This window comes from Natronorubrum thiooxidans, assembly GCF_900156475.1.
GTDB classification, from domain to species: domain Archaea; phylum Halobacteriota; class Halobacteria; order Halobacteriales; family Natrialbaceae; genus Natronorubrum; species Natronorubrum thiooxidans.
This window is the reverse complement of record NZ_FTNR01000005.1, coordinates 66,222-86,624: the sequence shown is the minus strand read 5'-3', so window position 1 is coordinate 86,624 and position 20,403 is coordinate 66,222. Positions and strand designations below refer to the sequence as shown.

General features: G+C 63.4%; 21 protein-coding genes. 10 read left to right on the top strand and 11 right to left on the bottom strand.

Annotated features, from left to right (window positions below; genetic code table 11):
• The first annotated feature begins 12 nt into the window (after nt 1–12).
• The 4 genes from BW940_RS08555 (at nt 13) to BW940_RS08540 (ending at nt 3,259) form a co-directional block, all read left to right on the top strand.
• Entirely contained in the window at nt 13–1,800 is a 1,788-nt protein-coding gene (locus BW940_RS08555) for an excinuclease ABC subunit C (protein WP_076608788.1), read from the top strand.
• 53 nt (nt 1,801–1,853) lie between these two features.
• Nucleotides 1,854–2,150, top strand: a complete 297-nt coding sequence (locus tag BW940_RS08550; protein ID WP_076608787.1) for an SUI1 family translation initiation factor — start codon at nt 1,854–1,856, stop codon at nt 2,148–2,150.
• Nucleotides 2,151–2,228: 78 nt separating this feature from the next.
• Entirely contained in the window at nt 2,229–2,705 is a 477-nt protein-coding gene (locus tag BW940_RS08545) for a GNAT family N-acetyltransferase (protein ID WP_076608786.1), read from the top strand.
• A 71-nt stretch (nt 2,706–2,776) separates the two neighbouring features.
• Nucleotides 2,777–3,259, top strand: a complete 483-nt coding sequence (locus BW940_RS08540) for a GNAT family N-acetyltransferase (RefSeq protein WP_076608785.1) — start codon at nt 2,777–2,779, stop codon at nt 3,257–3,259.
• 18 nt (nt 3,260–3,277) lie between these two features.
• Here BW940_RS08540 and BW940_RS08535 read toward each other — a convergent pair whose 3' ends face one another.
• From BW940_RS08535 to BW940_RS08520, 4 genes are all read right to left on the bottom strand, one after another.
• Nucleotides 3,278–4,489, bottom strand: coding sequence for an outer membrane protein assembly factor BamB family protein (locus BW940_RS08535; RefSeq protein ID WP_076608784.1), 1,212 nt, complete (start codon nt 4,487–4,489; stop codon nt 3,278–3,280).
• A 157-nt stretch (nt 4,490–4,646) separates the two neighbouring features.
• Nucleotides 4,647–5,066, bottom strand: coding sequence for a hypothetical protein (locus BW940_RS08530; protein WP_076608783.1), 420 nt, complete (start codon nt 5,064–5,066; stop codon nt 4,647–4,649).
• A gap of 90 nt (nt 5,067–5,156) precedes the next feature.
• The gene (gene uvrB, locus BW940_RS08525; RefSeq protein WP_076608782.1) at nt 5,157–7,211 is read right to left on the bottom strand and encodes an excinuclease ABC subunit UvrB; all 2,055 of its coding nucleotides are present in this window, start codon (nt 7,209–7,211) and stop codon (nt 5,157–5,159) included.
• Between the two features lie 117 nt (nt 7,212–7,328).
• The gene (locus BW940_RS08520) at nt 7,329–8,054 is read right to left on the bottom strand and encodes a DUF4397 domain-containing protein (RefSeq protein WP_076608781.1); all 726 of its coding nucleotides are present in this window, start codon (nt 8,052–8,054) and stop codon (nt 7,329–7,331) included.
• A gap of 328 nt (nt 8,055–8,382) precedes the next feature.
• Here BW940_RS08520 and BW940_RS08515 point away from each other — a divergent pair, with 328 nt between their 5' ends.
• Both BW940_RS08515 and BW940_RS08510 read left to right on the top strand, forming a co-directional pair.
• Nucleotides 8,383–8,649, top strand: coding sequence for a DUF7553 family protein (locus BW940_RS08515; RefSeq protein ID WP_076608780.1), 267 nt, complete (start codon nt 8,383–8,385; stop codon nt 8,647–8,649).
• Nucleotides 8,650–8,927: 278 nt separating this feature from the next.
• Nucleotides 8,928–9,431, top strand: coding sequence for a twin-arginine translocation signal domain-containing protein (locus tag BW940_RS08510; protein WP_076608779.1), 504 nt, complete (start codon nt 8,928–8,930; stop codon nt 9,429–9,431).
• A gap of 15 nt (nt 9,432–9,446) precedes the next feature.
• Here the strand turns inward: BW940_RS08510 and BW940_RS08505 are convergent, their stop codons facing one another.
• Entirely contained in the window at nt 9,447–10,577 is a 1,131-nt protein-coding gene (locus tag BW940_RS08505; RefSeq protein ID WP_076608778.1) for an ORC1-type DNA replication protein, read from the bottom strand.
• A gap of 136 nt (nt 10,578–10,713) precedes the next feature.
• On the opposite strand from BW940_RS08505, the gene BW940_RS08500 reads away from it, so the two are divergent.
• On the top strand, nt 10,714–11,034 hold the full coding sequence (locus BW940_RS08500; RefSeq protein ID WP_173834870.1) for a hypothetical protein: 321 nt from the start codon (nt 10,714–10,716) through the stop codon (nt 11,032–11,034).
• Nucleotides 11,035–11,159: 125 nt separating this feature from the next.
• Here the strand turns inward: BW940_RS08500 and BW940_RS08495 are convergent, their stop codons facing one another.
• Both BW940_RS08495 and BW940_RS08490 read right to left on the bottom strand, forming a co-directional pair.
• Nucleotides 11,160–11,327: a DUF1059 domain-containing protein gene (locus BW940_RS08495; protein ID WP_076608777.1), complete on the bottom strand. Its 168-nt coding sequence runs from the start codon at nt 11,325–11,327 to the stop codon at nt 11,160–11,162.
• Nucleotides 11,328–11,393: 66 nt separating this feature from the next.
• Complete coding sequence (locus tag BW940_RS08490) at nt 11,394–13,430, bottom strand: MutS-related protein (RefSeq protein ID WP_076608776.1); 2,037 nt, start codon at nt 13,428–13,430, stop codon at nt 11,394–11,396.
• Between the two features lie 172 nt (nt 13,431–13,602).
• Between BW940_RS08490 and BW940_RS08485 the strand changes: the two genes are divergently transcribed.
• Complete coding sequence (locus BW940_RS08485) at nt 13,603–13,833, top strand: hypothetical protein (protein WP_076608775.1); 231 nt, start codon at nt 13,603–13,605, stop codon at nt 13,831–13,833.
• Between the two features lie 130 nt (nt 13,834–13,963).
• Here BW940_RS08485 and BW940_RS08480 read toward each other — a convergent pair whose 3' ends face one another.
• The gene (locus tag BW940_RS08480) at nt 13,964–14,272 is read right to left on the bottom strand and encodes a non-histone chromosomal MC1 family protein (protein WP_076608774.1); all 309 of its coding nucleotides are present in this window, start codon (nt 14,270–14,272) and stop codon (nt 13,964–13,966) included.
• 235 nt (nt 14,273–14,507) lie between these two features.
• On the opposite strand from BW940_RS08480, the gene BW940_RS08475 reads away from it, so the two are divergent.
• Entirely contained in the window at nt 14,508–14,705 is a 198-nt protein-coding gene (locus tag BW940_RS08475) for a hypothetical protein (RefSeq protein WP_076608773.1), read from the top strand.
• Between the two features lie 264 nt (nt 14,706–14,969).
• Here the strand turns inward: BW940_RS08475 and pheT are convergent, their stop codons facing one another.
• Nucleotides 14,970–16,685, bottom strand: a complete 1,716-nt coding sequence (pheT, locus tag BW940_RS08470) for a phenylalanine--tRNA ligase subunit beta (RefSeq protein ID WP_076608772.1) — start codon at nt 16,683–16,685, stop codon at nt 14,970–14,972.
• The gene (pheS, locus tag BW940_RS08465) at nt 16,685–18,211 is read right to left on the bottom strand and encodes a phenylalanine--tRNA ligase subunit alpha (protein WP_076608771.1); all 1,527 of its coding nucleotides are present in this window, start codon (nt 18,209–18,211) and stop codon (nt 16,685–16,687) included. Before pheS ends, pheT begins: the two co-directional genes overlap by 1 nt.
• A 319-nt stretch (nt 18,212–18,530) precedes the next feature.
• Here pheS and BW940_RS08460 point away from each other — a divergent pair, with 319 nt between their 5' ends.
• Entirely contained in the window at nt 18,531–19,166 is a 636-nt protein-coding gene (locus BW940_RS08460) for a class I SAM-dependent methyltransferase (RefSeq protein WP_076608770.1), read from the top strand.
• Between the two features lie 6 nt (nt 19,167–19,172).
• Here the strand turns inward: BW940_RS08460 and BW940_RS08455 are convergent, their stop codons facing one another.
• Nucleotides 19,173–20,285 carry an RNA methyltransferase gene (locus BW940_RS08455; protein ID WP_076608769.1) on the bottom strand — a complete coding sequence of 371 codons (1,113 nt, stop codon included), beginning with the start codon at nt 20,283–20,285 and terminating at the stop codon, nt 19,173–19,175.
• Nucleotides 20,286–20,403: the final 118 nt, after the last annotated feature.

The window sequence follows — 20,403 nt, the reverse complement described above, 5'->3', positions numbered from 1 at the left end:
CTAGGGCCGCCGATGAACGCCGACGGGGTTCGCGAGCGAGCCGGGTCGTTGCCGCGTGAGCCGGGGGTCTATCAGTTTCGGGCCGACGGGACGACCCTTTACGTCGGGAAAGCCGTCGAGTTGCGCAGTCGGGTGCGTTCGTATGCCGACCCGCGGAGCGCACGGATCGGGCGCATGGTCGACCGCGCCGACGAGATCGAGATCGCCGTCACCGACACCGAGACGCAGGCGCTGTTGCTCGAGGCCAACCTGATCAAGCGCCACCAGCCCCGGTACAACGTCCGGCTCAAAGACGACAAGTCGTACCCGATGGTGCAGGTGACGAGCCACGAAGCCCCGCGGATCGAGATCACTCGCGATCCGGATACCGGAGCCCAAAGCGCCTCGAGCGGAAGCGGGCCGACCGTCTTCGGCCCCTATACGAACAAAGGGCACGTCGAGACCGTCGTGAAAGCGCTGCGGGAAACCTACGGCATCCGCGGCTGTTCGGACCACAAGTACGCGGGCCGCGATCGGCCGTGTCTGGACTACGAGATGGGGCTCTGTACCGCCCCCTGTACGCGCGAGATCGACCTCGAGAGCTACCGCGAGGACGTCACCGCAGTCGAACGGTTCTTCGAGGGCGAGACGGGAATCCTCGCCGATCCGCTGCGCCGAGAGATGGAAGCTGCTGCGCAAAAGCAGCAGTTCGAACGCGCGGCGAATCTCCGGGATCGACTCGAGACCATCGAGGCGTTCCACGGCGCGGGTGGCGAAGCGGTCCAGTCGGTCAGCGACGAACGCACCGTCGACGTCCTCGGGGTCGCCATCGAGGGCGACGACGCCACCGTTGCGCGACTGCGCGCCGAACGGGGCAAACTGGTCGACCGGGATCGGCACACGCTCGAGGCACCGGGGGCTGGCCCGGCTCGAGCAGGATCTGATTCAGATGGCGGCGTTTCAGCCGTCCTCGCCGCCTTCATCGTCCAGTACTACGCCGAGCGCGACCTGCCCGACGCTCTCCTGTTGCCCGAACGCCACGGGGATGACGAGGTCGAAGCATGGCTCGAGACCGAAGGCATCTCGGTCCGCGTTCCCGGTGCGGGACGGGAGGCAACACTCGTCGATCTCGCACTGAAAAACGCCCGTCGGAACGTTGGCGGTCGCGACGAGTGTGCCATGTTGGCCGACGCCCTCGACCTCGAGTCGGCCCGCCGGATCGAGGGGTTCGACGTAAGCCACGCACAGGGGAACGCGGCGGTCGGCAGCAACGTCACGTTCGTCGAGGGCAGCGCCGAAAAAAGCGACTACCGCCGGAAGAAGTTGACCGACGAAAACGACGACTACGCGAACATGCGCGCGTTGCTCGAGTGGCGCGCTCGCCGTGCCGTCGAGGGGCGAGACGACCGGCCCGATCCCGACCTGTTGCTGATCGACGGCGGCGAGGGCCAACTCGAGGCCGCTCGCGAGGCGCTGGCCGAGGTGGACTGGGACGTTCCCGCAATCGCGCTGGCGAAAGCCGAAGAGCGCGTTATCACGCCCGACCGCCAGTTTTCGTGGCCCAGCGACGCACCCCACCTGCATCTGCTCCAGCGGGTGCGCGATGAGTCCCACCGCTTTGCAGTCCAGTACCATCAGACGATCCGCGACGAGATCACAACCGTACTGGATGACGTCCCTGGCGTTGGCCCCGAGACCAGAACGCGGTTGTTGGGACGATTCGGCAGCGTCGAGAACATCCGCGAAGCGAGCCTCGAGGACATAGAGAGCGTCCCCGGCATTGGCGAGAAGACGGCGACGACGATCAAATCCAGACTGTAACCCGTTGGGATGGCAGGGACAGGACTATCCTCGTTGGCAGTGTACCGTCTACCATGGCAAACGACGACGAACTCGATGACTTACTCGACGAACTCGACAGTCAGGGTGATCTCGAAACATCCCAACAGGTACTGTCGATTCGGATGGAGAGTCGTCGATACGGGAAGCCGGTAACGATCATCGAAGGGTTTGATCTCAACACGGACGAAATCAAAGCAACTGCCTCGGAGCTCAAAGGATCGCTGGGAACGGGTGGGACAGTCGACGACGATCGGATCGAACTACAGGGCGACCACCGTGACCGCGTCCCCGAGTTGCTTCGCGACCACGGATTCGACGTCCAGGAGTGAGACAAACGCCCACTGAACGGTGCTGGCAGCCGATGACGTAGCCGAAGTCACTTTATGGTCCCAATCTAAATGATAAATATGGACATTCGACCGGCGAACGCCGAGGATTTCGAGGCGATCAAAGCCGTCGCCCGCACGACGTGGCACGACACCTACGACGAACTCGAGGCCGACATGATCGATCGGACGGTCGACAACTGGTACACCGGCGACTCGATGCCACTCGAGGCACCCGGGACGGTCGTCCTCGTTGTCGAACATGACGATGAAATCGTTGGTTTCACACACGCCGTCGCGCAGGGGGACAAAGCCGACATTCTCCGGATGTACGTCGATCCGGCCTATCAGGGCGAGGGAGTCGGCAGCGACCTCCACGAGCGGCTAATCGAGCAACTCGAGGCCTACGACGTCGACCGCATTCGCTCGTTCGACTTCGCGTTCAACGACGCCAGCCGACGCTTCTATGAGGGACTGGGCTTCAAACAGACCGACACCGGTGAGGTCGAAATCGACGGCGAGTACTACGACGAGGCGGTCTACACGCTCGAGTTGTAGTCCGCGCTGTTCGTTCGTCCCCAAACGAAGGAGGTGGTACCACTTTGTCACTCGGTATCGTTCCGTTTGGTATGGAAATCCGACCAGCCACGCTCGACGACTGCGAGGCGATCCGGTCTGTCGCCCGCGAGACCTGGCACGACACGTACGACGAACTCGAGGCCGAGACGATCGATGCGACAATCGACGAGTGGTACGGCGACGAGGCTCTCGAGATGGCGCTTTCAGAACCGGGAACTGCGTTCCTGATCGCGGAAAAAGCGGGTGACGTCGTCGGCTTCACCCACGGTGTCGTCACTGGGGAGGAAGGCGACGTGCTTCGCATGTCGGTCCATCCCGACCATCAGGGTGAGGGGATCGGCACGGCGCTGCATGAGCGACTTCGTGAGGACCTACAGGATTTCAATATGGCACGGATGCGTGCGATCGACCTCGCGTCGAACGACGGTGGCCAGCGATTCTACGAAGAACAGGGGTTCGAACAGACTGGCGAGGGCACAGTCGAAATCGGCGACGAGGAGCGCCGAGAGGCGGTCTACACGCTCGAGCTCTGACGGTCGCGCGGGAGGCACTTAGTCGAACGCGACGAGTCGACCCTCGTCGGTGCCGACGAAGACCGCGCCGTCAGCGACCGTCGGAGCGGTTACGCCCCCGTCCTCGAGCGAGCGAGTCCACAGTTCGTCACCAGTTTCAATATCCAGCGCGAGCAACTCCGACCCGATCCTCGTCACGTAGACTGCCTTATCGGTCACTGCTGGTGCATACACCCCAAACCGACCGACTGACGTGCCCCAGCCCAGGTCGGACTCGTCGCGACTGTGTTCGACAGCCCCGACGAAGCCCTGACTCGTGGAGTAGACGACCAGCTCCGGCGTCACAGCCGGTGATGCAAGAACCTTGCCTGTGAGTCCGATCTGTCGATGGGTGCTCTCGTCGTTGTCACCCGCAGCCGTGAGTACTGAAATCGTCGTTGCAGGTGCCAGCACACCGCTTTCAGCCACGGTTGGGGACTGCATCCGCGCCCCCTCGAACTCCCACTGTTGGGTTCCATTGGTCAGATCGAGTGCAGACACTCGCCCGTCCCACGCGTACTGTGCACCCATGTAGACGGCATCCTCGGTGACGGCGGGGTAGTCGATGGCATCGACGGCCAACGCAGTCGACCACACCTCGTCGCCGCTGGCCCCATCGATGGCGTAGGCGACCGGGTCGTCACGCGTACCCACGTAGACCGTCCCGTCGGCTGCGGTCGGTCCCCGTACCGGGCCGGCCAGTTCGGTCGTCCACGCCCGTTCGCCGTCGTCTGCATCCAACGCGACGAGCTCGCCCGTGTTCGTGCCGAGAACGACCAGTCCATCGACGATACACGGACACTGTGACCGGCCGCCCTCGAGCGACTCGGACCAGCGCTCGTCGCCCGATGCTGCGTCGAGTGCGTGGACCGTCCCGGCGTCGGTCGCAACGTAGACGGTGTCGTCGACGACCGCGACCTGGTCGTCGATCGCACCTGACAGCGTCGTTTCCCACCGCGTGGACGGCTCCGCCGTCGGTGCCATCGACGTGGTGTAGCCGTCGTTTCGCGGCGATCGCTGGAACGATGGCCAGTCGTCGGCCGGAATCTCCACGCCGGACGAACTGCTCACGTCGGTGTTTCCATCAGTTTCGTTCTCACCCTCCCCGCCGTCGTTCGTCTCGTTACCGTCTAACAGACTCACACAGCCCGCACCGGCCGTCGCTGCCGCTGCTGTACTCGCCGAGAGTAGTTGTCTCCTCGAGTATTTCATGAAACCAACAGTAAGTAGGCAGATAATAAGTATGTTGAAGACGGTTTGTTCCGAGTGCCGAAGCCGATCAACGAGTGGGACGGCGATGAGGGACGCCGAGCGGTTGTCGACACGCTCGAGTGCTGCAAACCGAATCGCGATGAATCGATGGCGGTGCTCAGCCGCGGTTGACGACGCCGACGTTGAGCGCGTCGTTCGAACACGACAGCCGCGAGAGCCGCCCGGTGAACCAAAGCGTTTCTCGACCGCCCGCTGGCACGGTCAACGTCCCACTCGAGGGCAGGGTGGCCGTCGACGAGACGTATCGCTGTTCGGAGACGCTGCCGGTGACGCTGACATCGACCTGCCCGCCGGTGCCCGAACAGTCGTGGACGGTGATCGCGCCGGTCGACCAGTCGTCAGCGGTCAGTTCGGCGTCGCTACAGCCCCGCGTTTGGATCGCACCATCGCCCTGTGCCGTGCTCGTCCCCGAAAGCGCCGTCAGTCCCGTCGCCGCCCCGACCGCGCCGAGTAGCGTGCGTCGCGCCGGTGTCGTCTCGCTTTCCTCGTCTGCGCTCTCTTGTGTGTCCATTGACATCACACAACAAGGAGTACCGGCTCGAGTCGCAAAATACCGTGTTCGGATTCGACGAATTCGTTTTCGGTCACAAGAAACGACTGTCGCGTCTCAGAACTCCTCGGTCGGCGGCGCGATCCCCTCGTCGTCGCCCTCGAGGTCGAACTCCTCGCGCACCTCTCGAATCCGATCCCGAATATCTGCCGCCAACTCGAACTCGAGGTTGCTCGCCGCCTCCTGCATCTGCGTCTCGAGGTCGGCAATGTAGCGGGCGGCCTCGTCGTCGTCGGCGACGTTCTTGCCGGAGACACTCGAGGTGTCGGTCTTGCTCCCTGGGAGGTTGGTTTCGCCCACTGCCTTCTCGATCGTCGTCGGCTCGAGGCCGTGGTCCTCGTTGTATGCCTGTTGGATCTCGCGACGGCGCTGGGTTTCTTCGATCGCGGACTCCATGGCGTTCGAGGGCTCGTCGGCGTAGAGGACGACCTCGCCGTTGACGTTTCGGGCCGCCCGCCCCATCGTCTGGACGAGCGTGGTTTCGCTGCGCAGGAACCCTTCCTGGTCGGCGTCGAGAATCGCCACGAGCGAGACTTCGGGAATGTCCAGCCCCTCCCGAAGCAGGTTGATGCCGACGAGGACATCGATCTCGCCCAAGCGAAGCGAGCGGATGATCTCGTGGCGCTCTAAGGTATCCGTCTCGTCGTGCATGTACGCGACGTCGATGCCGGCTTCCTCGAGATACTCGGTCAGGTCTTCGGCCATCCGTTTCGTCAGTGTCGTCACGAGCGTCCGTTCGTCGCGGTCGATGCGCTTGTCGATGCGATCCATGAGGTCATCGACCTGCCCGGTGGCGTCTGCGACCTCGATCTGTGGGTCGACGAGGTGGGTCGGGCGAACGATCTGTTCGACGATCTGCTCACTTTCTTCGCGCTCGTAGTCGCTCGGCGTCGCGCTGACGTACAGCGTCTGGTCGGTCTTCTCCTGGAACTCATCGAACGTGAGCGGGCGGTTGTCGTAGGCGGTGGGGAGTCGAAAGCCGTTCTCGACCAGCGAGTCCTTGCGGGACTTGTCGCCAGCGTACTGGCCCCGGATCTGGGGCAGGGTCACGTGGGATTCGTCGACGACGGTGAGGAAATCGTCCGGGAAGTAATCCAGCAGCGTGTAGGGAGCCTCACCCGACTCTCGATCCGAGAGATACAGCGAGTAGTTCTCGATGCCCGAACAGTAGCCCGTCTCGGCCATCATTTCGAGGTCGAACGTCGTCCGCTCGTCAATGCGCTGGGCGGCGATCATGTCTCCCTGGCGTTCAAAGTAGCTGATTCGCGACTCGAGGTCGTCGCGAATCTCGTCCATCGCGCGCTCGAGTTTCGTTTCGGGGATCGAGTAGTGCTCTGCGGGGTGGATCAGGACGGCTTGCTGGTCGCCCTGGGTTTTGCCCTCGAGCGGGTCGACTTTCACCATGCGATCGATCTCGTCACCCCAGAGTTCGACGCGGATGGCATACCGGCCGTACATCGGATAGATCTCGATGGTGTCGCCCCGTACGCGGAAGGTCCCCTGTGTGAAGTCGACGTCGTTGCGCTCGTAGTTCAAATCGACCAGTTGGGCAAGGAGGCCGTCGCGGCCGACTTCCTCGCCGACCTCGAGTCGTAGCGACATGTCGATGTAGTTGCGCGGGTCACCGAGGCCGTAGATCGCAGAGACGGAGGCGACGACGATGACGTCCTCGCGGGTCAGCAGCGACCGCGTCGCGGAGTGGCGCAGGCGGTCGATCTCGTCGTTGATCGAGGCGTCCTTGTCGATGTAGGTGTCGGTCTGTTCGACGTAGGCCTCGGGCTGGTAGTAATCGTAGTAGGAAACGAAGTACTCGACGGCATTGTCGGCAAAGAGATTCCGGAACTCCTCGTACAGCTGGGCCGCCAGCGTCTTGTTGTGGGCGATGACGAGCGTCGGCTTCTGGATCTCCTCGATCGTCCACGAGACGGTGTTGGTCTTTCCCGAGCCGGTCACGCCGAGCAGGGTCTGTTTGTCCATCCCCGATCGGAAGCCGTCGGCCAACTGTTCGATCGCCTCCGGCTGGTCACCGGCGGGATCGAAGGGCGCGTCGACCTCGAAGGGATGATCGACGTCGGGACGGTCCGGCTGGAGGGGGCCTCGCGTGTCGCTCATTATCGGGTTCAGGTGGTCGAGCCACTTCACCCGCTCGCATGCGGCACGCGAGACGGTCACAACGAGCGACGGTGCGAGCGCGAGCGGACGGCGGTCGGCTGGATCGGCCGGCGTCGATTACGTGTCGTCGTCGCCGAGCACGCCGTCGACCGTGATCTGAGCGGTGAACTCGCGACCCTCCGTTTCCGCCGGCGGCTCGAGGTAGCCAATCGCGTTCGCGGTGTAGGCCGTGTCCAACTCGAGGTCGACGTCGAACGCGGCGACGGTTGTCTCCGGATCGCCCGCCGGCCGAACCGACAGGGTGTAGCTGCCGGCCGGAACCGCGACGTAGTCGGTCGACTCGCCGAATTCGACGTCTTCGAACAGGGGCGCATCGTCGGCGTAGACGTCGACGGCGGGGGCGTCGGGTGACGCGTGGAAGAGTCGGACGAGCGCCGAGCCGGCGTCGACGAGCACTTCGGGACGGAACGTGCCGGCTCCGAGTTCGCCGATCGCGGCGACGGTGTAGAACGCGGAGCCGACCGTCACGTCATCGTCGAACGCGACCGTCTTCGGATCGCCAGCCGCGGTAATCGTGACTCTGTACGTTCCCGGCTCGATCTCGAGATACGGTGAGACGTCGCCGTAGCTAACGTTGGTCAGTACCTGTGCCCCGTCGACGTAGACGTCCACGTTCGGTGCATCTGGCGAGAAGTGCGCGACGCGAACCGCCGCGTTCGGCACGGTCGGTTCGTCGGCAGGGTACTCCTTGTCCGCTTTCTTTTTTGGTCGCTCGTCGTCGGCATACTCTCCGGCCGCGAAGACGGTTCCGCTTGCGGCAGCGAGTCCACCGGCAGCGCCCATCGATTTCAGGGCTGTGCGTCGTGATACTGGCATAGTGCGACCGAGACGGAGGGCGCAACCGACAAAAACGCCGCAGTTAGTCTCGAGAGTTGTACTGTCGTTTCCTGCGACCGGAGATCGTGTAAGCCGTCAGTGGCGACCGAAGGACGGTGCTACACCGTGATACGGACTCCGTTCGAGCGCTCAGAGACGGCGGTGTCGTCCCTGTTATCGACTGCGAATGGGTAGCGACAGCCTAGTCGTCTGTTCAGTCTCCATTCTCAGGCGTTGTCGGCGGGTGGCTCCTGCCCGCCCAACCGTTATTCGTCCCGTCGTTGTGGGTCCGGGTATGGCTCAGAAACTCGAGCAGGCCCGTACCGACCTCGAGCAAGCGACGAAGACGGCCGACGACGACATCCGCGACGAGATTCGCGAGACGGCCGACGCGTTCCGTGACTATACTGGCAGCGATCACGAACCCGACCACGCGATCCTCGACGACCATCTCAACACGCTCCGTCTGGCCCGCAAGCAGGCAAGCGGCGACACGAAACGGCGACTCGAGCGCGCACTCGAAGCCGCCGAGGCATACCGCACGGACCTCGAGCAGGCATAATGGTCTCGTTTGGTCTCCGATTGTGTGGAACGTGCGCCGTGACGTCGACAGTCCCACGATCGGTACGTGAACCGCTTCAATTGTTCTTTTACTAGTAGTTTCACCGTTCACGAACGAGACCATGAGATGAACGCGATCCGAGTGGCGAATCCTCTTGTGCGCTGTCCTATGGAGATGATATAACGGTTTTCGGCTGTCGGTTCTCTGGCTGTCGACTGACGGTATTCATCTGGTATATGACAACCTATATATCATCGCTATTATAATCGAGTTGGTGTATGTCAGGAAATCTTTCACGACGACGGATTCTCAAAGCGACTGCGGTCTCCGGCATTGCAGTCAGCACGGCAGGCTGTACGGGGAGTCTCCTTGGCGACTCAGCCTGTGACACCGGCGAGGACTTCGTCGTCGCACTATACGACGAGGACTTCGAAGCGGCTGCGTCCTACTATCCACACGAGTACACGGACGAAGTCGACAAGGATGAGATCGCGTCCCAGTATGAAGCGCTGTTTTCGATGGGGGAGTTCGGCGAACTCGAGGACATCTCCTGTGAATGTTCGGAGTCCGTCGACGACGAGGAGATCGACGAGGCAAACGAAGACGAGGACTTCGACGGCGAAGTCGACGATATTAAAGAACTTCGATACGAAATCACGACCACGGAAGACGGCGAGGAGACCACTGACTCGGGGTACGTGATGGGTATCGAAATCGATGGCGACTGGTATGCGGTCTTTGCTAGCGAAGCCGACTTCGACCACTGTACTGCAGACGAGTAAGTCGGGACTTCCGACTTACTCGAGGCGTTCTAACACTGCGTCCTTCTCGTAGGATAGCGAGAGCGACCGCGAGCGACCGCGGCCATCGACCTCGGTGTAGTCGGCATCGATCAGCCCGAGCTGGTCGAGTTTGTTGACGATTTCGGAGTAGCGGGTGTAGCCAAGCTCTGTCTGGTCGTGAAAGGCCTCGTAGACGTCGCCAGCCTGCTCGCCGTCGTGGTGGGCGATCACCTCGAGGAGTGCCTCCTCGGTATCGGTCAGCCCCGAGAGGCTGTGAGTGAGGTTGATGTACTTCGACGTCTCGTAGGCGTCCTCGACGTCCTCGAGTTCGATCGTGCGGCTGGCTCGCATCTCGGCGTTGAGCCCGGCCCGGCGAAGCAGGTCGATCCCGACTCGGAGATCGCCGCTCTCGGCGGTGCGTTCGGCGACGTCCTCGAGAATCGCCCGGGAGATGACGCCGTCGTGGAATCCCCGCTTTACGCGCTCTGTGAGGATGTCGACGATCTCGGGCTGGTCGTAGATCGGGAAGTAGACGTCTTCGGGCCGGAAGACGCTCTGGACCCGGGAGTCGAGTTCGTCGATGACGTCCAGTGCCGGATCCGAGGAGACGACGATGACGCCGATTTTAGCACCCGGATACTCCTCGTGGGCACGCAACAGCGAGTAGAGGGTATCGCTTGCCTCGTTCTCATAGAAGAGGTAGTTGATGTCGTCGAGTGCAACGACGAGGACGCGGTCTTCCTCGACGAGTTTCTCGGCGATCTGGCCGAACAGTTTCTTGAAGGAGATCCCCGAGGACGGCGGTTCGTAGTCGAAGGTGCCCTCGAACAGCCGCGAGAACACCGAGTACCGGGTGGCGTTGACCTGACAGTTGACCCGGATCGTCCGGACGGCACTGGTCTGGGCACCGACCTCGTCGAACAGTTTCTGAATCGCCGTCGTCTTGCCGGTTCCGGGTGGGCCACGGACGACGACGTTCAGCGGTCGCGATCCACGCACCGCCGGACGCAGCGCGTACGTCAGGCTTTGGGTCTGCCCTTCGCGGTGCTTGAACGTCTCGGGAACGTAGTCGATCTCGAAGACGTGCTCGTTTTTGAACACGGATTCGTCCCACGACAACATCCCCTCATCGGGGTCGTCTGGCATCACTTTCACCCTGCTTCCGCAGCGTCTTAATGGTTCGGTGGCCGACTCCCGGCCCTTCCGCAGTCTGGACATATTGCCGTATGGTCACTATTACCATAATTATTAATACTTGTTAATATATAATCGTGTTATAGAGATGACCGCGCCGGAGCCACCGAACGCGATTCCCGACTTCCTCCTCGAACAGTTCACCGACCTTTCACCGGAGACGTTACGCGGAATTGCCGACTACGCCCGCGGGGACACGTACATCGCACCCGATAAGGCTCCGGAGACGATCGTCGAGTCATTTGCACTCCAGGACGACGACACGCTCGAGGCCGTCGCGGAGTACGCCGACTCGCTCGCGGCCTTTCTCGAGACACGAGACGCCGAGTCGCTCACGGCGGTCACCAGCACGCAGGACACCCAGGAGCGGTGGGGCCATGATAACATTCTGAAATGGCACGGCAATTAATGCCGTCGACAGGGGCGAAACCGACTCAGACGGACTGCTGTCCGTCAGTGCCGGCGCAATTCGAATCCACGTACGATCGCTTCGGGAGACAGGGACAGCAACCCGTCTCAGATGACCGAACGCGGTCAGGCCAGTTCGATCCGTTCCATGCCACGTTCGAGGTCTGACTGATCGATCCGACCGCCGTGGGTCATCCGCACATGTGCTCGCACTAATCGTTTCACTTCGTCGGAACTACTCGAGCGAATCATGAATTGACAGTTCCCACCCGAACACGAAAACTGGTAGGGCATACCATGACCGTGGTCGAGTATGGGTGTAGCTGTTGTACTTGCACACCCTGGTACGATATGCCACGCTTAGTCGAACTTCTCGAGGAGCCGATCATAGAAGTCCGGTCCTGCCTCGCGATCAGGGACGTCCCCGCCGTTCGTCGCCGGCTCTCGTGCCTCGTCGGCTAGTTTCTCGACGATCAGCTCCGGTGTCGACCGCGCCAGGTGGTCTTTGACCGGCGAGCGGTTCACCTCGAGTGCCCCGTCGACGAGTCCGACCGCCTCGATACCGTCGACGGTGACGTCGTAGTCGGCCATCTCGCGGATCTCGCCTGCCAGGTGGGAGACGAACACGCCCGTCGCGCCGTTGTCCGAGAGCGCCTCGAGGATGCCGGCGATAATCTTCGCCGACGCACCGGGTTCGGTGATGCTCTCGAGTTCGTCAACCAGGACGAGCGAGCCCTCGCCACCCCGGGCGAGGTCGGCGAACTCCCGAACGGTGGACTCGAACGCGCCTGCATCCAGCGTCCCCTGCGTTTTGGCATGGTAGTGGACGTCGTCGAACCGCCGCAGTCGTACCCGCTCGGCGGGAACCGGCAGTCCCATGTGTGCCAGCACGACGACGCTCGCGACCAGATCGAGCGTCGACGTCTTCCCACCGCTGTTGACGCCCGAGAGGAGTGCCACGCCAGTTACCTCGTAATCAACGGGGTCGATGGCCTCGAGGGGTTCATCCAACAGCGGTGAGCGGCCGCCCTCGATCGCGAAGCCGATCGGCTCATCGCCCGTTTCAGCGGTGAATTCGGGCATCGTACACTCGAACTCCCGCCCAAATCGGGCGATCGCGAGTTCGACGTCGAGTTCGAGGGCAGCTCGGACCAGCTTGCGGGCTCCCTCGCGCTGGTCGGCGAGATCGGCGGCGAGTTCGCGTTTGAGCCGGCCTGCGCGGCGTTCTTTGGCCGCTGTGAGTTCCTCGCGCAGCCGCGAGACGACGCCCTCGTCGCGTTCGACCGGAAACGTCGGCTCGTCGCTGAACGCCCGCCGGGCGATCTCGGCCTCGCCCTGGTCGAGATCGAGTGCATCGGTCAGGTGCTCTCGGGCCGTCTCGACAGCTGCGGCGTACTCGTCTGCGAGCTCTCGCGAGAGCAACGAGTCGACGCCGGCACCGCGCTCGACCAGCGAGAGCAGATCCGAGCCTTCGATCGTGACGTCCTCCTCGCGGATCGCCTCCCGAAGGTGATCGTTGGCGACGCTTTCGGCTGTGCTCGCTGCTGCATCGAGATCGTCGACTGCCGTGGTCAGCCGGTCGAGTTCGTCGTCGCCCGCGACCGTTCCATCTTCGTCGAGCCGCGACAGGCCGTCCTCGAGCGCCTCGAGATCGCAGTCGGCCGCGAGACCAGCAGTTCGGTGAACCTCGATGGCGGCCTGCAGTCGGTCCCGGTTGCGCGCAAAGAAGGCGAGCGGTCGTTCCGGGACGACCTCGGCGGGGGCTTCGAGTGCGTCGGGTCTGACCTGTACGTCACCCTCGATCGTGACACCGGCGAACGACTCGTCGAGCGCGATTACCGTCGAGTAGCCGCGCGCGAGTTCGGCCAGTCCCTGCGTGTCCTCGACGATTTCGACCGAGAGCTCCGGGATCACGTCCCGAGCCTCGCTGTAGCGTTCGGCGTCGGTCGTCGCCAGACAGCGCTCACGGACTCGGATATCGCCCGGCTGCTCGAGCGGTTCGACACCCTCGAGTGCCGTGAGTACGGCCTCGTCGGACTCGCGCTCGAGTGCCCCGCGGGCAAACGCCTGAACGTCTTCGATCCGCGAGCGGCGCGGACTGGGATAGATCGTCTCGAGTCGCTGGGCGGCGTAGTCGGTGACCGTCCGCGATTTGAGCAACGAGAGGACGTCACGGTACACCTCTCGAGCGCGGTCGGTGGCGAGAAAGCCGCCGGGATCGTTGTGTTCCAGCCGGATTGCACCGCGCGCGATGCGAGCGGCACGACCCTGGCTGATTCCCGGTGCGGTCGCGATCGCTGCGACGTCGCCCCGCCGCAGCGCGCGTTCGGGCTCGTCGAGCGCTCGCAGCGCTCGCGCGGTCTTCTCGCCGACACCCGGAATCGACTCGAGATCCATTGCTTCGTGAGCAGCGTATCAAACCGAAGCGAGAAAAAGTTCCCGCCCGATTTCGGGTCGCTGTGGCAACAAACGACAGTGGAGCCGAAGCGACTGAGGCTGTCGATCACGCCGAGTTGTGACTTGCGCGGGACGGGGCGTTCGTTATCCGGTCGGAGCCCCAACGACAGGTATGGTACTCAAGAAACTCCTCGGGTCGACAGCGACACGGTCGCTGACCGTCGTCTCGGTGCTTTCGGAGGCGAAAACGGCGTTCTCTCGAGGGAAGCGGACTCGCGGCGTCTTGTTGCTCGGCCTCGCCGTCCTCGCCGTCCTCGCCTGGAAGTGGGCACTGCTCGGCCTGGCTGCACAGGGGGTCCTCAAACTGGTCCGTGGCGGTCGGTCGGAGTCGAACCCCGCGTAGTCGGCTTCACTCCGACGTGGTGTCTGCGGATCCGTGTTCGTCATCGCTCGACTCAAATAGAACGACTACGGCAGTGTGCGACAGCGATCACTCGAGTGACATCGACCGAAACGCGATGTTCGACCGCACGTCACTCCTCTAAGTGGTCGATTCCTTTCTTCGAGACGTTTGCTTCCGTGATTTCGTTTGGCATCCAGTCGGGCTTGTCGTCGGGTGCAGTCTGCTCCCACGCCCAGCCGTCGTAGATGTGTACTTTATCGGTGCCTTTCTCTCGAAGTCTGAGCTCGACACGCTCTGCGTCGTCCTCACTCGAGCCGGGCTCGAGTCGCCGGGCTGCTTTCAGGGCAGCCTGGCGGGGTGTGTTCCCCGAGAAGACGCTCGATTCGTCGCCGCCCGACTCGCGCAGTGCAAAGTTCCGTTTACCATCTTCGCGTACCATGGTTTTGGCCTCCGTGTCAATTCAGCACACGGCCCGACATAAAGATATCCCCAAAAATCGACCGACTGCGTCGGTATCTTTAAGTTCGTCGGCTACGCCAGTCTTCCGCACCATCGATCCAGCACTCGAGTCGCAGTGTCGTCTCGACGCCGACCCATGTGTCACATACTCACGCGTTGGGCCGTCGAAAACACTTAAGTATATCCTACGGCGAAGTTCGTCATAGAATCCCGCGATGGTACGGAAAAAGAAGCTGAGTCCAAGCGGTGCGAAAGACGATGACGGTAACTATCACAACGTCCACCTCAACCTCCACGAGGACGAACTCGCAGTCGCGGGCATGGATATCGGCGACGAGGTTTTCGTCCGGGTCCGAGACGGCAAGATCATCATCCAGAAAGCGGACAAGGACGAGGTCGAACACGAGTTCTAGAGAACGACGTTTTACACTGCGGGTGCGTCTGCGGCGCACCCTCGGCAAAAATTCGATTAAAAACATTCCTCCTTCTGTTCAGTGGCGCTACGTGCCACGCACCCCACATCAGTCGTCGGCCCGCTCGCTCCCTGACTCACGGCCTTCGGCCGTTCATCATTCCGCGGCGCGATGTGCCGCGCTTTCGTTCGCTCGCGGTACAATCGACTGAACCGCGACAGCAGACCGACTCTCAAACTCGAGAGCGGAAAACCCGACAGCCGATTACTGCAGCGCCGCCAGATCGAACTCGAACGCTGCGACGGGCACCTCGAGGTCGTACTCGATGAGCACCGTCGGATGGACCTCGCCGATCACACCGACGTCTTCGCCGTCGAGGACGACCGCGGCGGTTCGACCCGAAATGAAGGCCGGGTGGTCGGTCGGAGGCGTCTCGAGGTCGACGTCGAAGTTGCGCGCGAGCGCCTGCAGGCGCGCTTTGGCGTCTTCGTAGCCCGCGTCGTGGCTCGCGAGGACGGCCCCGACGTGACGACTCTCGCCGACGCCGGTGTTTTCGCTGTCGTCGAGCGCCGCGCGGAACCCGATCTCGGAGAGATGCTGTGGATACGAGCGGTGGGTGTTTCGCTCGAGGACCGTCATGAGCGAGGGCATGACCCAGGTCCGGAGCATGGTGTAATCCTCGCTGTAGGGCTCTTTGATCGTCACGGGCTCGCCGGCCCCATAGGCGTCCGTGCCGGGCGCAACGTCGAGACGATCGTAGTTCTCTGCCTCGTTGATCATGTGGAAGTTCAGCAGATCCTCGAAACCGAGGCCAACGAGTTGGGTGCGGACGGCTCGCTCGAGTCGCGAGCGTTCGTGACGGCCGCCGACGGTCCCAACGTCGGGGTAGGTCGGCTCGAGTTCGTTGAACCCGTAGGCGCGCCCGAGATCGTCGATGATGTCGAGCGGATGGAGGACGTCGACGCGATACGGAGGGATTGTCACCTCGTAGACGAGGTCCCCGTCCTCGCTCTCGGTTTTTTCCGCCTCGAGCCCCGATCGTTCGGCCAGATCGAGCACTTCGTCGGGATCGAGGTCGATGCCGAGAATGGTCTCGATGCGGGCGTGGGAAACGGTCTTGGTCTTTGTCGAGAGATCCGGACGGACAATCTCGTGATCTTGGTACTCAATCGTCACGTCCTCGATTGTCGCCCCACGTGCCGACAGCGCATAGCAGACGATGTTCAGCATCTTGTCGATCGTCCACTGGTCGGTGCCGGTCATCTCGACGAACAGGTCCCTCGAGTCCGTCGACACCTCGGTCCGGCGGCCGTTGATCACCGGCGGGAACGAAAAGAGGCCGAGGTCGTCGTAGATCGCAGGGTAGCGATCGTAGCCGCTGACGAGGTCGGCGTAGGTCTGGCCCGTCTGGTGGTTCTCGAGCACTTCTGCGGGCGTCATCTCTTCGTCGGAATCGAGCGGGACGAAGTGGTCGCCGTCGGGGTCGACGCCGACGTACTCGATCGAGGGTGCGCCGTCATCTGTTGCGGACCGCCCTTTCAGCATCGTCAGGTCGTGAATCCCGATCGCGCCCTTCGCGCGCTTGCGCCCCATCGTCGCGTGGAGTTTCTCCTGCAGTTGGATGAGCGAATCGAGGGCGTCCTCGTCGAGATTCACGTCGCGGATCACCGCGCCCGTGACGTACGGCCGCTCGTCGGGAACCGATTCGTCGACCTCGATCGTCCACTCCGCCGAATTCGGCGACGGGACGTGGACGCCGCGGGCGTCGCCGTACTGGTAGCGCATCGAGCGCGCGACGCCTTCGACCGAGAGCCGGTCGAGGCGGTCAGGGGCGAACTCGAGTTCGAACTCGCCGTCTTCGGTTCGGCCCTCGAACTCGAGGCCGAGTCCGAACAGGTCCGCTTTGAGGTCGTCGTCGCTCGTCTCCTCGTGGCCGGTCAACTCGCGCAGTTCGTCGGGGTCGATATCGACAGTGGGCATCAGTAAGTCACCTCCGCGTTCCGCAGGAACTCGAGGTCGGCGAGCGTGCCGTGGAGGTCGCGGATATCCTCCGCGCCGGTGGTCAGCATGGCGAGTCGCTCGAGGGCGAGCCCCCAGGCCATCACATCACAGTCGACGCCGAGTGGCTCGAGCATCTCCTGGCGGAAGATGCCCGAGTTACCGATCTCGATCAGTTCGCCCGTGGTGGGGTGGGTGCCGAACAGTTCGAACGACGGCTCCGTGTAGGGGTTGTAGTGGGGTTTGAACTGGATGTCGGTGATGCCGAACTGGGCGTAGAACTCCTCGAACGTGCCCATCAGATCGCGCACCGAGAGGTCTTCGGCCATCACCCAGCCCTCGATCTGATAGAACTCGAGCAGGTGCGTCGCGTCGAGCGTGTCGTTCCGGTAGGCCTTCTCGACGCTGAAAAAGCGCGCTGGCGGTTCGATCTCGCCGATTTCGGTTCCAGAAAGGTAGCGGGTCGACAGCGAGGTCGTGTGGCCCCGAAGCGCGAGCGCGCGGGCGAAGTCCTCGTCCCACGGCGAGTGGTAGCCTTCGCTGTCCTCGCCGACGCCCTCGCGGTGGGCGCGTTCGACGCGCTCGACGAGGTCCTCGGGCAACTCGTCGATGTGACTCGGCTGCTCTAGGGCGAACCGATCCCAGTGCGTTCGCGCGGGATGGTCCTGCGGCATGAACAGACAGTCGTTGATCCAGAAGTCCGCGTCGGCGTGGGGACCGTCCATCTCCTGAAAGCCCATCCCGACGAGGACGTCTTTGACGCGTTCGGACATCTGGCGCAGGATATGAACTTTTCCGCCTTCGACGGTTTCGGCGTCGGCTTCGACGTTATATTCGGCGAATTCGACGTCCTCCCACTCCCCGCTCGTGAGGAGTTCGGGCGTGACCTGGCCGACCGTCTCGGCGGTTTCGAGCCCTGCCATGAGCTCCGTGACGGCGGCATCCGTCAGCGTCACCTCGCGGACGGTCGACTCCGAGCGATCGAGTAAGCCCCGTCGCTCGAGTTCCTCGAGCGTCTCCGCGTCGACATCGGCGTCTTCGACCGGTGTGTCGTCCGCGTCGGCGAGTTCGGCGAGCGCGTTTGCCTCCGCATCCGCATCCGGTTCGGCGTCGGGATCGGCCGTGATCTCGCCGCTGTCGATGCTGCCGTACCCCTTGCGGGCGTAGTTCGAGAGTGCGATGTCGACCTGTGGGCCCTCGAGTCCCGAGGCCCCGATTACTCGGCCCATCTGGACCGGCTCGTCGCCGGCGCCGGCCTCGAGTGCGGCCTCGTAGAGCCGGACTTCGGGGAGTCCATCGGTGACGTATTCCTGACCTTCGTCGGTGAGTGAGACGGTTTCGTCGACGCGTTCGGTGACGGCGACCAGTTCCTCGGCCTCGAGTTCGAACACTGCCCCGGTGACGGTCTCCGGTGGCAGGTCGGTCGCCGCGGCGAGGGCGTCGACGGACGTTGCATCGTCCGCGCTTGCGGCCTCCAAGACCGCGACCTGTTGTGCTGGAAGTTGCATTCGCTTGTTCGTATGGCTGCGTGGGGGTCAGTTAGCGGTTCCGACTCGGCTCGAGTCTGGCCTCGAGCGCTGTCGACGGCGCGGTCGGTTTCGACGCGCCCGCCCGGCGTGGGCGAGCGCGGCTCCACCGGCCCGGATCACCGGGCGAAAAAGAAACCGAATCCCGACTGTGGACGGTCTGACTGGTCGTCGATACCGGCACTGACGTGGGATTCGGGTGCCATGGTTCGTGGAACTGGCGGTCGGTGCAAAAACGTTGCGGTCCGTGTGGACACGCCACTCGAACCTGTTAAGTTCGTGTCCTGTGTGTCAAGACGACATGGACTGGGACGAGTTCTACCGCAACGCCGACTACGACCGCTGTATCTACCTCCGGGGCGAGGCGATGGTCGACTACCTCGAGCGCTTTCTCGAGCGCTTCGGGCCGTTCGACCGTATCGCGTCGGTCGGCTGTGGGCCCGGCGGCGTCCTCTTTGCCCTCGCGAGTCGCTATCCCGACACCGAATTCCACGGGATCGATCTCTCCGAGCAGGTCGTCGCCGACAACCGCGAACGCGCGGCCGAACGCGGCCTCGAGAACCTCACGTTCGCCGTCGACGCGCTGCCGGATCTCGGGACCGACGAGCGCTTCGACCTGGTCTACTCCGCAGCGACGCTGTTTTTTGTCCCCGACACCGCCGAAGCTGTCGCCGACCTCTACGACCACGTCGCAGACGGCGGCTACCTCGTCATAAACTACCCCGATCCCGAGTGTCCGGCCCGGTTCGATCAGTGGCTCGAGGGCCGACGGCGCGAGGCGTTCGACCTCGTCCTCGCCGGCGAGAACGTTCTCTCGACAGCGGACATTCGTGAGTGCTGTGGGTCCGAACCACGGGATTACTGGCAGGCCGTCGACGCGACCGACGACGAGTCGTTTCTCGTTGCGGAGACGCCAATGGTCTACCTCGAAAAATAGCGCGTCTCAGACGGACCGTCGCTCGAGCACGAGCACGTATCGCGTCAGCGATCGGTGAACCCGGCGTTCGAACGCGGCCTCGAGTTCCCAGCCGGCCTTTCGGGCCTCGCTCGCCCACGAGCGGTCGGCGACGACGACTGCCCGCGGGGCGACTCGGTGTGCTTCGGCGAGGGCACCCGAGACGAGGTCCTCGAGGCGGTGGGTTTCGATCTTCGACTGGCGGCCGTAGGGTGCGTCGAAGACGACCCCGTCGACGGCGTCGTCGACCAGTGGGAGTCGGGTGCCGTCGCCGCGGCCGACGTGCCACGAGCCGCGAGCGACGCCGGTCGGGGCGGACTCGTCGGACTCGAGAAAGTGTCTGAGATTTTGGCACGCGCCTGCGGTCATTTTGGCCTGCGCGTCGGTACCGATCACGTCCGCACCGACGAGGCCGGCCTCGACGAGCACGCCGCCGGTGCCACACATGGGATCGAGGATCGTCGCCCCGGGACGAGCACCGGCGATGTTTACGACGGCGCGGGCGAGCAGCGGGTCCATGCTCCCGGGTTGGAAGAACGGTTTATCCGTCGGTGCGCGCGTTCCGAAGTCTCGGACGCTCTCAGCTGCGAGCCAGCCGAGCGTACAGACCGACACCGACTCACTGGGTGACTGTTCACCGTCGGTCGCCGCGGCCTCGAACAGGTCGCCCGTCGCTGCATCCGCCTCGAGGCTCCCGTCCGTCTCGATGACGCCCTCGGAGAACGTCGCCCGAAGCAGATGATCCGGCTCATCGAGGTCGACCGCGAACCCTCGATTCACCAGGATCTGGCCGAGTTCACGCTCCGCCTGTTCGGTGCTGACGCCGCTCGAGCCGTGGACGTCGGTTGCACGGACTGCAACGGTTCCCTCGCGGTCGATCGGGGCCGTCTCGAGGAGCGCTCGAGCACTCGCGAGATCGGCGTCGGTGCGGCCGAGCAGGGTACTTGCGCGATGCGTGTAGGCCAGTCCACGGATTCGATCGGGGTCGATGGCGGTCGCAACGGCGAGCCCGGGGGCAATTCGACGGACGTCAGCCGCCCCGCTGGCTGCTTCGCGGGCCGCAAACGCATCGTCCTCGCCGCCAAGCTCAAGTACGTACACGGCTACGTGTCACCGCGGACTGGCCATGAGCCTACCGTTTCTCTCGAACGACTCGTGAACCGGTCTGTCAACCGCTGTACATCCCGGAATCGGACTGTAACTGATACCCCCTGCCGAC